Here is a 12,982-nt window from a genome sequence, read left to right on the forward strand (position 1 = left end):
CGTTTCAGAATCATTCATTTCGCAGTAACCGGTTGGCGCACGCGCTCGGTTTTCTGTCGCTGCGCGCCGTTCGGCAATACCCCGCAGTAAATCACGCGAATAAACGCCCCCAGGGGACGTTGGGCCGGAAAGCCCAGCGGTGGCGTTGCTTTGCCCAAAACCAGTCCAATCAGGAGCCGTACCGATGAATCGGATTTATCGCAAGGTCTGGAACAAAGCATTGGGTCAGTTGGTGGTGGCCTCGGAACTGGCCTCCTCTGACAGCAGAAGTGGCGGGGTCGTCGACCGGCGCCGCGATGCGACCCAGGCCACGCCCGCACTGCTGGCGGTGGCACTGGGCCTGGCAGTGGGGGTGGGCATGAGCGGCACTGCCGCGGCACAGTCGGTGCAGATCGGTGGCAGCGCCACCTGCGTGGCCTTCAGCGGCAAGCTGCTCGAAAAGTGCCTGATCGAAGGCTCGGCCAGCGCCAAGGGCAGCAATGCGGTGGCGATCGGCAGCAACAGCAATGCCAGTGCCGCCAACAGCGTTGCGCTGGGCGCTGGTTCCAAGGCCACGCGGGCCAACACCGTGTCCGTGGGTGATGCCGGCAAGGAACGGCAGATCACCAACGTTGCTGCAGGCACCCAGGCCACCGATGCGGTGAACAAGTCACAGCTGGATGCGCAGGCGCGTGCTACCCAGGCTGCGCTGGCCGACGTTGCCGCCGATGGCAACCGCTATTTCAAGGCCGACGGCGCAGGCGATGACAGCGACGCGGCGAAGATCGACGGGCAGGGCGCGGTTGCGGCCGGTGCCGGCGCGCAGTCGCTGGCCAACGCCACCACCGCCATCGGTACCCAAGCCATTGCCGCGGGCCTGGGCGCCAGCGCGTTCGGCCAGGGCGCCTTGGCGATCGGCGATGCCAGCGTGGTGGTCGGGCAGAGCGCGGCCGCGTTCGGCCTCGGCGATACCGCCGTCGGTGCCAGTGCTTACGCCGCCAGCGAAAATGGCGCGGCCACCGCCCTCGGTGCGCTGTCCGAAGCCTCGGCCGATGGCGCCACTGCCGTGGGTGGCGGTGCGGTGGCGATGGGGCCGGGCAGCACCGCGCTCGGTCGTGGTGCTACCGCTGCCAACGAAGCATCGATTGCCGTGGGTGCCTTCAGCACCGCCGTCGGTGAATACAGCACCGCGCTGGGTTCGAATGCCGCTGCGGTCGCCACCGGCAGCGTGGCGCTGGGCGCGGGCTCGCTGGCCGACCGCGTCGATACCGTGTCCGTCGGCGCAGCCGAATACGGGCTGACCCGGCAGATCACCAGCGTGGCCGCCGGCACCGAAGACAACGATGCCGTCAATGTCGGTCAGCTGAAGGGCGTCGCCGCCGTGGCCGATGCCACCGCCAGGCGTTTCCAGGCCACCGGCAGCAGCAACAGCGATGCCGGTGCACTGGCAGAGGGCGACGAGGCGCTGGCGGCCGGTGAGGCCGCCAATGCCCTCGGCAACGGCACCACTGCAGTCGGTGCCGGCGCCACCGCCGTCGCGCAGAACGCCACTGCCGTTGGCAACAACGCACTGGCCTCGGGCCAGAACAGTGCAGCGTTCGGCAACAGCGCGCAGGCCAATGGCCCAGGCAGCGTTGCCGTGGGTGGCGCTGCGGTGGACGCCGATGGCAACCCGCTGATCACCAGTGGTGGCGTGCCGGTGGAAACCGGCGCCACCAGCGCCGGCGTCGGTGGCACCGCGGTCGGCGCCAGTGCCGAAGCCAGCGGCTTTGCGGCGTCGTCCTACGGCGTCGGCGCCTATGCCGCCGGCGCGCAGGCATCCGCATTCGGCGCGGTGGCCAATGCCATCGGTGACTACTCCACCGCGCTGGGTACGCAGAGCAATGCCACCGGCACCAGCAGCGTGGCCATCGGTGGCCCGGCCGACCTGATTCCCGGTCTGGGCTTCTTCGTGCAGACCCAGGCCAGCGGCGAAGCGGCGACCGCCGTCGGCGCCGGTGCCATCGCGAGCGGTGACCGCGCGGTGGCCAACGGCAGCCTGACCGAAGCCTCCGGTGCTGAAGCCACGGCCGTTGGCTACTTCGCTTACGCCCCGGGTGAGAATGCCAGCGCGCTCGGCGCGCAGACCTGGGCCAGCGGCGCGCAGAGCACGGCCGTGGGTTACTACGCCACCGCACGCGGCGCCAACAGCGTCGCGCTTGGCGCGAACTCCGAAGCGGTGCGTGCCAACAGCGTGGCTGTCGGCAGTGCAGGCAACGAGCGGCAGATCACCAGCGTTGCTGCGGGCAGCGAAGCCACCGATGCGGTGAACAAGGCCCAGCTCGATGCCGTGGCCAGCACCTCTGATACCACCGCGCGTTTCTTCCAGGCACAGCCGGAGGCGGGCAGTGACGCTGGCGCACTGGCCGATGGCGAGGGCTCCATCGCTGTGGGCTCGTCGAGCAATGCGATCGGCGCAGGCGCCATCGCGCAGGGTGCAGCCGCGTCGGCCATCGGCGATGACAGCGTGGCCGTGGGCCGCAACAGCGCAGCCACCGGCAATGGCGGTGTCGCCATCGGTGGCCTCGGCCAGGCCTACGACGAGTTCAACCAGCCGATCATCGGTGCTGACGGCACGGCGCAGCAGGTGGGTACCACCGCTGTTGCCGATGCCACGGCAGTGGGCAGTGGCGCGCAGGCCACCGGGGCTGCCAGCAGCGCCTTCGGCAACGCTGCCAAGGCCAGTGGTGACAACAGCTTCGCCGCAGGTGGCAAGTCGCGCGCCACCGGCAGCTATGCAGTCGCGATCGGCGACAGCGCATTCGCCAGCAGCGATGACAGCACCGCAGTAGGCGGTTACAGCTGGGCGACTGCCAGTGGCGCGGCAGCATTCGGTTCGGGTGCATGGGCCACCGCCACCAATGCCGCGGCGTTCGGTAATGCGGCGTGGGCCAGTGGCAGCGGCGCCACGTCCATCGGTTACAACAGCTGGGCCAACGGCACCAGTTCCACGGCGGTCGGCCGCGGTGCCTTCGGCTATGGCGACAACAGCGTGGCACTGGGCTTCCAGGCGCTGGGCAACAGCATCAACAGCATCGCCATCGGCACCAATACGGTGGCCAGTGGTGAAAGCGCGATCGCGCTTGGCGCCGGCAGCAACGCCAGCGCCAGCAATGCTGTCGCGCTCGGTGCCGGCTCGGTCGCCAGCCGTGCACGCACGGTGTCGGTGGGCAGTAGCGGCAACGAACGGCAGGTCACCAACGTCGCCGCCGGTACCCAGGCCACCGACGCGGTGAACAAGGCACAGCTGGATGCGGTTGCGTCTACCGCTGCCACCACCAGCCGCTTCTTCCAGGCCAGCGGCAGCGGCGACAACGTGGCCGGTGCACTGGTGGAGGGTGACAACGCACTGGCGGCCGGTGATGCCGCCAACGCCATCGGCAATGGCGCCACCGCAGTGGGCAGCGGCGCCAACGCGCTGGCCAGCAACGCACAGGCGCTGGGTTTCAACGCATTGGCAACTGCGGCCAACGCCAGCGCCGTCGGTGCCAACGCACAGGCCACGGGCGAGTACGCAACCGCGCAGGGTGCGGAAAGCGAAGCCAGCGGCGAGCAGAGCGCGGCGTTCGGTGCGGCCAGCATCGCCAGCGGTGCCGGTAGCACGGCCAATGGCGTGCTGTCCGAAGCGTCCGGCGAAGAAGCCGTGGCCGTGGGCTACTTCAGCAATGCCAGCGGCGACGCGGCCACCGCTGTCGGCAGCGAGAGCGTGGCCAGTGGTACGGCGTCGGCGGCCTTCGGTATCGGTGCCGAAGCCACCGGCGGTTACAGCACCGCCATCGGTGGCTATGCACAGGCCTCGGCGTTCAATGCCACTGCGTTCGGCAACTTCGCCAATGCATCCGGTTCCAACAGTGTGGCAGTGGGCGGCGATTCGGAAGCCTCCGGCGCTTACAGCACCGCCACCGGTCAGGGCAGCCTGGCCACCGGCACCAACAGCGTCGCCGTCGGTGGTTCGTTGTTCGGCGTGCTGGCCACCGAGGCCTCGGGCAACTACTCCACCGCGGTGGGTGGTGGTGCCTGGTCGGGCGGCATCAACAGCACCGCGCTGGGCAATGCTGCCGAATCGCGCGGCGCCAACAGCGTGGCGCTGGGTGCCGATTCGATCGCCGATCGCGACAACACCGTGTCGGTAGGCGGTGGCGGCAACACCCGCCAGATCACCAACGTGGCCGATGGCACGCAGGGCAATGATGCGGTCAACAAGAACCAGCTCGACACCGTAGCCGCGGCAGCGGAAAAGACCAGCAGGCAGTTCCAGGCCAGTGGCAATGCCGACGGTGAAACCGGCGCGCTGGTGGAGGGTGACAACGCGTTGGCGGCCGGTGACGCGGCCAACGCGATCGGCAACGGTGCCACCGCACTCGGCAGCGGTGCCAATGCGCTGGCGGCCAACGCCACCGCCGTGGGCATCGATGCGCTGGCCACTGGCAGCAACGCGGCGGCCCTGGGCAGCACGGCACAGGCCACCGGCGAGGACAGCCTGGCCCTGGGCAGCGGTGCCAGCGCCAGCGAGGTTGGTGCAAGCGCGGTGGGTGCGCGTGCTCAGGCCAGTGGCGCCTACAGCACGGCCACGGGCACAGAAGCCAATGCCAGCGGCGGGCAGGCGCTCGCCAGCGGTTTCCGCAGCGCGGCTTCGGCTGATGGCACCACCGCAGTGGGTGGCTACGCCGAAGCCAGCGGCCGCCTCGGCACCGCATTGGGCTACGGCTCTGCAGCAAGTGGTGCCAACACCACCGCAGTCGGCTTCGGTGCCGCTGCGGCCGGTACCGGCGCCGTCGCCGTGGGTCAGTCCAGCGAAGCCAGTGGCGCTGAAAGCGTGGCCATCGGCGGCAGCACCTTCTTCGGCCTGATTCCCTCGCGTGCCAGCGGAACCGGTGCGGCGGCCTTCGGTGCCGGTGCCTGGGCTACCGAAGACTACGCGACCGCGATTGGCTGGAATTCGTGGGCGGCCGGCAGCAGCGCCACCGCGCTGGGTGCCAACGCCACCGCCAATGGCAGCAACAGCGTTGCGCTCGGCGCAGGCTCCAAGGCCGACCGTGACAACACCGTCGCCGTCGGCAAGGCCGGCGGTGAGCGCCAGGTGACGCACGTCGCGGCCGGCACCGAAGCCACCGATGCGGTGAACAAGGGCCAATTGGATGCGGTCGCCAGCGTCGCCGACAAGACCAGCCGGCAGTTCCAGGCCAGCGGCAACGCCGATGGCGAAGCCGGTGCACTGGTCGACGGCGACAATGCGCTGGCAGCTGGCAATGCGGCCAACGCCATCGGCAACGGCGCCACCGCGCTGGGCAGCGGTGCCAATGCCATGGCCGCCAACGCCACCGCGGTGGGCTTCGATGCGCTGGCTACCGGCAACAACGCGGCGGCGCTGGGCACCAGCGCACAGGCCAGTGGTGTCGACAGTGTGGCCGTGGGCAGTGGTGCCAGCGCCAGCGAACTTGGTTCCAGCGCCACCGGTGCCGGCGCACAGGCCAAGGGCGCCTACAGCACCGCCAGCGGTGCGCAGGCCATCGCCAGCGGCACGCAGTCGCAGGCTAGTGGTTTCCGCGCCAATGCCTCGGCCGATGGCGCGTCGGCCATCGGCAGCTATGCCGACGCCAGCGGCCGTCTGGGTACCGCCGTTGGCTACGGCAGCAAGGCCACCGGCGCCAATGCGACCGCGGTGGGCGTCAGCGCCAACGCCAGCGCGGCCGGTAGCGTAGCGCTGGGTGCAGGCTCGGTCGCCGATCGTGCCAATACCGTGTCGGTCGGTAGTGCCAGCAGCGAACGCCAGATCACGCGTGTCGCTGCCGGTACCGAGCGCTCCGATGCGGTCAACCGGGGCCAGCTCGATGCGGTCGCCGCTACCGCCGATGGCACGGCGCGCTACGTCAAGGCCACCGGCGCGGGTACCGCCAGCGCCAGCGGCAACGATGCCGCCGCGATCGGTTCGGCGGCCACTGCCAGCGGCGCACGCAGCAATGCGCTGGGTGCCAACGCGATGGCCATCGGCAACGGTGCCCTTGCACTGGGTACCAGTGCCGGTGCGTCCGGCGCGAACTCGGTGGCGCTGGGTGCTGGTTCCCGTGCGCTCGATGCCAACGTGGTGTCGGTGGGCGGTGGCAATGGCACCGATGGTCCGGCCACGCGCCGCATCGTCAATGTGGCCGATGGCCGCATCGCCGCCGGCAGCAGCGATGCCATCACCGGTTCGCAGCTCAACGTCACCAACCAGCGGGTGGGTGCGGTGGAAACCCGCGTGGGCGATTTTGATTCTCGTATCGCCACCGTTGAAACCACTGCGGCCAGCGCAGTCGGCTATGACGACGCCAGCCGCGATCGCCTGACCCTGTCCGGGTTCCAGGGCACCACCATCGACAACGTCGGTGCCGGCAGCATCGCCGCGGGCAGTCGCCAGGCGATCAACGGCGGCCAGCTGTTCCAGTCGCTCAGCGATGCCGCCAGCTTCCTTGGTGGTGGCGCCAGCGTCGGCATGCAGGGCGTGTTCGTGGCGCCGAACTATGTGATCCAGGGCGCCACCTACAGCAACGTCGGCGATGCGCTGGGCGCGCTGGACCGCAAGGTCAGCGAGATCGATCGCCGCAGCGCCGGTGGCTCGCGTGCCGGGACTGCCAACCTGCGCGCGATGAGTGCCTCGCTGGATGAGAGCCCGCTGGCCAGCACCGCTGATGCACCTGCAACGGCCGACGCGGCACCGGCCAGCACCGCGCGGGTGCAGGGCACGCCGACCGCTGCCGCCGCCGGCGCCGGGATTCCGGTTGGCACTCCCGCGACGGGCTTCAATGCCGTCGCCATGGGCGAGGGCGCCGTCGCCAGTGGCGCTTCATCCACGGCCATCGGCCAGGGGGCCAATGCCACCGCTGCGAACGCGGTGGCGCTGGGCCAGGGTTCTGTCGCCGATCGTGCCAACACGGTCTCGGTGGGCAGTGAAGGCAACGAGCGCCAGGTCACCAACGTGGCGGCCGGTACCACGGCCACCGATGCGGTGAACAAGGGCCAGCTCGACCGTGGCATGGCCACCGCCAACAGCTACACCGACAGTCGCGTCCAGGCCGTCGCCGACAGCTTCGATGTGTTCAAGGGCGAGATCGACGGACGCCTGCGCCACATGGACCGCCGCATCGACCGCCAGGGCGCGATGAGTGCCGCGATGCTCAACATGGCCACCAGTGCCGCCGGTATCCGTACCCAGAACCGGGTCGGCGTCGGCGTTGGTTTCCAGGGCGGCGAGTCGGCGTTGTCGTTGGGCTACCAGCGTGCGATCAGCGATCGCGCCACGGTCACCCTCGGCGGTGCCTTCAGCAGCGACGACAGCTCGGTTGGCGTCGGTGCCGGCTTCGGCTGGTAAGCCACTCCATTGCGCCGGCGGCCACCCACGCCGGCGCCAAACCTGCAATGAGGGCCTGGGGGGAGGTCACGGCAATCCCGGCTGGGCCGGCCGGGAGTCGTCAAGGAATGATGGCCGCAGTGTTGGTTCGATCCATGACCCAGAAGAGGAATTCGACGTGATCAAGAAGCAGAACCTTCGCATCAATGTGCTTGCCGCCGCCGTGCTGTCGATGACGGCTGTCGGTGCCGTCCACGCCGCTGGACTGCCGACCCGTGAGCCGGTGCGCCAGGCCAGTACCGCCCAACCGGGGGCCGAGCGCATCATCGTCAAGTACCGTGCCGGCGCTGCTGCCGCCACCGACCGCTCGGCGAAGCTGTCCACCGTGCAGTCCGCACTGACCCGTGCCAGCCTCTCCGGCGGCACCTCCCGCGCCAGTACCCTCGGCCCGCAGGTGGTGCGCAAGCTGTCGACCGGTGCGGACCTCATCCGTGTGCAGGGTCGCCTGGCCCCGGCCGAGCTGCAGCGCGTACTGAAGGAGCTGAAGGCCGACCCGTCGGTGCAGTACGCCGAAGCCGACGTGAAGCTGCGCCGTACCGAGCTGCGTGCCGGTGACGTGCAGCCGGCGCTGGCGCCGAATGATCCCTACTACCAGCAGTACCAGTGGCACCTGCACAACGCCACCGGCGGCATCAACGCACCGTCGGCGTGGGATGTATCGCAGGGCGAAGGCGTGGTGGTGGCGGTGCTCGACACCGGTATCCTGCCGCAGCACCCGGACCTGGTCGGCAACCTGCTGGAAGGCTACGACTTCATCAGCGATGCCGAGACGTCGCGTCGCGCCACCAACGACCGCGTGCCGGGCGCGCAGGACTATGGTGACTGGGTCGAGAACGACAACGAGTGCTACACCGGCTCCGTCGCCGAGGACAGCTCCTGGCACGGTACCCATGTGGCCGGTACCGTGGCCGAGCAGACCAACAACGGCGTCGGCATGGCCGGTGTCGCGCACAAGGCCAAGGTGCTGCCGGTCCGCGTGCTCGGCAAGTGCGGCGGCTACCTTTCCGATATCGCCGACGCCATCACCTGGGCGTCCGGCGGCACGGTGGCCGGCGTACCCGCCAATACCAACCCGGCCGAGGTCATCAACATGAGCCTCGGCGGCAGCGGCAGCTGCGACGGGACCTACCAGGATGCGATCAACGGCGCGATCTCGCGGGGCACCACCGTGGTCGTGGCCGCAGGCAACGAGACCGACAACGCCTCCAAGTACCGTCCAGCCAGTTGCGACGGCGTGGTGACCGTCGGCGCCACCCGCATCACCGGCGGGATCACCTACTACTCCAACTACGGCACCCGTGTGGACCTGTCCGGTCCGGGCGGTGGCGGCAGTGTGGACGGCAATCCGGGCGGCTACGTCTGGCAGTCCGGCTCCGATGCGGCCACCACACCGGAGTCGGGCAGCTACAGCTACATGGGCATGGGCGGCACGTCGATGGCCTCGCCGCACGTGGCTGCTGTTGCCGCACTGGTGCAGAGCGCGCTGATCGCCAAGGGCAAGGATCCGCTGGCCCCGGCCGCGATGCGTACCCTGCTGAAGGAAACCGCGCGTCCGTTCCCGGTCGCCATTCCGGCAGCCACCCCGATCGGTACCGGTATTCTCGATGCCAAGGCCGCGCTGGCCAAGGCACTGGAAGAACCGTGCACCGAGAACTGCGGGCCGGTGGCCACGCCGCTGACCAACAAGGCTGCCGTCGGTGGCCTGAATGGTGCTGCCGCCAGCAGCCGCCTGTACAGCTTCGAAGCCGTCGCCGGCAAGCAGCTCAGCGTGATCACCTACGGTGGCACCGGCAACGTGTCGGTCTACATCGCCCAGGGACGCGAGCCGAGCGCCAGCGACAACGACGGCAAGTCGACCCGTCCTGGCACGTCCGAAACGGTGCGGGTGAACAAGCCGGTGGCCGGCACCTACTACATCAAGGTGGTGGGCGAGGCGGCCTACAACGGCGTGAGCATCCTTGCCACGCAGTAAGCACGCACTGTCGTAGTTGAATGGCCGAAGCCCGTCACCGCATGTGACGGGCTTCGTCTTTTTACGAAAGGTGGCGGAGAGGCGGCGTAAATCATGGCTTAACTGCTAAAGTCGAGCCGATTGACAGGAGAGTCATGTGAACGCGCTTGCTGCTACCGCCGCTGCCGACGACGCTGAAGGCCGCATCCTGGATGCGCTGCTGGCGCGCGGCCGGCTGAAGGAAGGCGATCTGGCACGTGCGCGTCCGCTGCACGCAGAGGCCGGCGGCAGCCTGCTGGGCCTGCTGGTGCGGCTGGGACTGGTTTCCGAACGTGACCAGGCGCAGGCCAGCGCCGAGGTGCTGGGCCTGCCGCTGCTGGAAGGCAAGCAGTTGCCCGAGGCACCACCGCAGGGCCTGGCGGAGGGAGTGCCGCTGTCGCTGCGCTTCCTCAAGCAGTTCCATGTCTGCCCGCTGGCGCTGGATGAACAGGGCGTACGGCTGTGGCTGGCCGATGCCCACGATCCTTACCCGCAACAGGCCGTGCAGCTGGCGCTGGGCGTACCGGTGACGCCGGTGCTGGGCATGCGCGCGGAGATCGACGATCTGGTCGAGCGCTGGTTCGGCCAAGGCCGCAGCGCGATGGGCGCGATCGTCGAAACCGCCGACGGCGAAGGCGGCGCGGTCGATGACATCGAACACCTGCGCGACCTGGCTTCGGAAGCGCCGGTGATCCGCCTGGTCAACCTGGTGATCCAGCGTGCGGTGGAGCTGCGTGCCTCGGACATCCATGTCGAACCGTTCGAGAGCCGGCTGAAGGTGCGCTACCGCGTCGACGGTGTGCTGGTGGAGGGTGAAAGCCCGCCGGCCAACCTCACCGCTGCGGTGATCAGCCGCATCAAGATCATGGCCCGGCTCAACATCGCCGAGCGCCGCCTGCCGCAGGATGGCCGCATCATGCTGCGGGTGCAGGGCAAGGAGCTGGATCTGCGCGTGAGCACGGTGCCGACCGCGCATGGCGAAAGCGTGGTGATGCGTCTGCTCGACCGTGAAACGGTGGTGTTCGATTTCCATCGCCTCGGTTTCACCGACGCGTTCCTGCCGCAGTTCCGCAAGGTGCTGGAACAGCCGCACGGCATCCTGCTGGTGACCGGCCCGACCGGCTCGGGCAAGACCACCACGCTGTACACCGCGCTCAGCCAGCTCAACACTGCCGACGTCAAGATCATCACCGTTGAAGACCCGGTTGAATACCAGATCGAGGGCATCAACCAGATCCAGGCCAAGCCGCAGATCGGGCTGGACTTCGCCAACGCCCTGCGCAGCATCGTGCGCCAGGATCCGGACATCATCATGATCGGCGAAATGCGCGATCTGGAAACCGCGCGCATCGCGATCCAGTCGGCGTTGACCGGCCATCTGGTGCTGTCCACCCTGCACACCAACAATGCGGCTGGCGGCATCACCCGCCTGCTCGACATGGGCGTGGAGGACTACCTGCTCACGTCAACCATCAACGGTATCCTGGCCCAGCGCCTGGTGCGCCGGCTGGAGCCGACCCACGCCGAGCGCTACGAAGCCTCGCCGGAAGAGATTGAACGCTTCGAGCTGCGCCGCCTGCAGCCGCAGGGGCCGATCCATCTGTTCCGCCCCAAGCCCTCGGCGCTGGCGCCGACCGGCTATCTGGGGCGTACCACCATCATGGAATTCCTGGTGATGAACGATGCGCTGCGGCGTGCGGTGATGCGCCGCGACGGCATGGGCGAGATCGAACGCATCGCCCGCGAAGCCGGCATGCGCACCATGTACGAGGATGGCCTGTCCAAAGCACTGAGCGGGCAGACCACCATCGAGGAAGTGCTGCGCGTGACCGAGGAAAGCTGATGCGCGCAGGATCCCGGGGCTGATATGCCGACTTACCGCTACAAGGCGCTCAATCCGCACGGCGAGATCTTCGACGGTCAGATGGAAGCGGCCAGCGAGGCCGAGCTGGTCGCGCGCCTGCAGGACCAGGGCCATCTGCCGATGGAGACGCAGTTGGCTGATGGCGGCGCGATCGGTGGCAGCAGCTGGCGCAACCTGCTGCGCCAGCGCCCGCTGCAGGGCGCCGCGCTGCTGCAGTTCACCCAGCAGCTGGCAACCCTGCTCGGGGCCGGCCAGCCACTGGATCGTGCGCTGTCGATCCTGCTCGGCCTGCCGGAAGACGAACGCTCGCGCCGCGCGATCACCGATATCCGCGATGTGGTGCGCGGTGGTGCACCGCTGTCGACCGCGCTGGAACGCCAGCACGGCCTGTTCTCGCGCCTGTACGTGAACATGGTGCGTGCCGGCGAAGCCGGCGGCAGCCTGCACGAGACCCTGCAGCGCCTGGCCGACTATCTCGAACGCAGCCGCGCGCTGCAGGGCAAGGTGATCAACGCGCTGGTCTATCCAGCCATCCTGCTGGTGGTGGTGGGCGGTGCGCTGCTGTTCCTGCTCGGCTACGTGGTGCCGCAGTTCGCGCAGATGTACGAGAGCCTGGATGTGGCGCTGCCGTGGTTCACCAACGCGGTGCTGCAGCTGGGTCTGTTCGTGCGCGACTGGTGGGTGCTGCTGCTGGTGGTGCCGGCGGTGCTGGTGCTGTTCCTTGAACGCAAGGCGCGGCAACCGGCCTTCCGGCTGGCGCTGGACGGCTGGTTGCTGCAGCGGCGCGGCATCGGCCGCCTGCTGGGTGAACTGGAAACCGCGCGATTGGCCCGCACGTTGGGCACCCTGCTGCGCAATGGCGTGCCGCTGCTGGGTGCCTTGGGCATCGCCCGCAACGTGCTGGGCAACCGCGCGCTGGCCGCCGATGTGGAGGCCGCCGCAGACGAAGTGAAGAACGGTGCCGGCCTGTCGCTGGCGCTGTCACGCGGCAAGCGTTTCCCCCGCCTGGCGCTGCAGATGATCCAGGTTGGTGAGGAATCCGGCGCCCTCGATACCATGCTGCTGAAGGCCGCCGACACGTTTGAACAGGACAGCGCCCGCCGCATTGATCGTCTGCTGGCGGCAATGGTGCCGGCGATCACCCTGGTGCTGGCCTCGGTGGTGGGCGCGGTGATCGTGGCCGTGCTGGTACCGCTGTACGACCTGACCAATGCCATCGGTTGACGATGGATCCCTACGCAACCCCGAAACTCCGCAACTGAAAGGACCGACCATGATTGCTTCCCGTCGACCGATCCGCCTTTCCTTCACCGCCGCGCGCAACCAGTCGGGCATGAGCCTGCTGGAAATCATCATCGTCATCGTACTGATCGGCGCGGTGCTGACCCTGGTGGCCAGTCGCGTTCTGGGTGGTGCCGACCGCGGCAAGGCCAACATCGCCAAGGCGCAGGTGCAGACCGTCGCCTCCAAGATCGACAACTATCAGATCGACACTGGCAAGCTGCCGGGTTCGCTGAACGACCTGGTGACCGCACCGGCCGGTGTCGGCGGCTGGCTGGGCCCGTATGCCAAGCCGGCCGATCTGAACGACCCGTGGGGCCACCCGCTGGAATACCGTGCGCCGGGCGAGGGTCAGCCGTACGAGCTGCTCAGCCTGGGCAAGGACGGCAAGGCCGGCGGCAGCAGCGTCGACGCCGACATCCGTTACCAGCCGTAAACCTGC

Annotated in this window: 5 protein-coding genes; all 5 read left to right on the plus strand. The window is 68.7% G+C overall.

Annotation, left to right across the window (positions count from 1 at the left end; genetic code table 11):
* Positions 1–184: 184 nt before the first annotated feature.
* The 5 genes from HLA98_RS09640 (at position 185) to gspG (ending at position 12,976) form a co-directional block, all read left to right on the plus strand.
* Complete coding sequence (locus HLA98_RS09640) at positions 185–7,366, plus strand: ESPR-type extended signal peptide-containing protein (RefSeq protein ID WP_057501349.1); 7,182 nt, start codon at positions 185–187, stop codon at positions 7,364–7,366.
* Between the two features lie 157 nt (positions 7,367–7,523).
* On the plus strand, positions 7,524–9,377 hold the full coding sequence (locus HLA98_RS09645; RefSeq protein WP_057501350.1) for a S8 family peptidase: 1,854 nt from the start codon (positions 7,524–7,526) through the stop codon (positions 9,375–9,377).
* A gap of 136 nt (positions 9,378–9,513) precedes the next feature.
* Positions 9,514–11,238 (plus strand): type II secretion system ATPase GspE, encoded by a 1,725-nt coding sequence (gspE, locus tag HLA98_RS09650; RefSeq protein ID WP_049443602.1) that lies wholly within the window; start codon positions 9,514–9,516, stop codon positions 11,236–11,238.
* Positions 11,239–11,262: 24 nt separating this feature from the next.
* Positions 11,263–12,483 (plus strand): type II secretion system protein XpsF, encoded by a 1,221-nt coding sequence (gene xpsF / locus HLA98_RS09655; RefSeq protein ID WP_057501351.1) that lies wholly within the window; start codon positions 11,263–11,265, stop codon positions 12,481–12,483.
* 49 nt (positions 12,484–12,532) lie between these two features.
* Positions 12,533–12,976, plus strand: coding sequence for a type II secretion system major pseudopilin GspG (gene gspG / locus HLA98_RS09660; RefSeq protein WP_057501352.1), 444 nt, complete (start codon positions 12,533–12,535; stop codon positions 12,974–12,976).
* The last annotated feature ends 6 nt before the right edge of the window (positions 12,977–12,982 follow it).

The sequence above is a fragment of the Stenotrophomonas africana genome (assembly GCF_013004645.1).
In the GTDB taxonomy this organism is placed as follows: Bacteria; Pseudomonadota; Gammaproteobacteria; order Xanthomonadales; family Xanthomonadaceae; genus Stenotrophomonas; species Stenotrophomonas africana.

Bases quoted from the DNA above. Each gene is read 5' to 3' on its own strand.
- HLA98_RS09640 (WP_057501349.1), top strand. From the start codon at position 185: ATGAATCGGATTTATCGCAAGGTCTGGAACAAAGCATTGGGTCAGTTG.
- xpsF (WP_057501351.1), top strand. From the start codon at position 11,263: ATGCCGACTTACCGCTACAAGGCGCTCAATCCGCACGGCGAGATCTTC.
- gspG (WP_057501352.1), top strand. From the start codon at position 12,533: ATGATTGCTTCCCGTCGACCGATCCGCCTTTCCTTCACCGCCGCGCGC.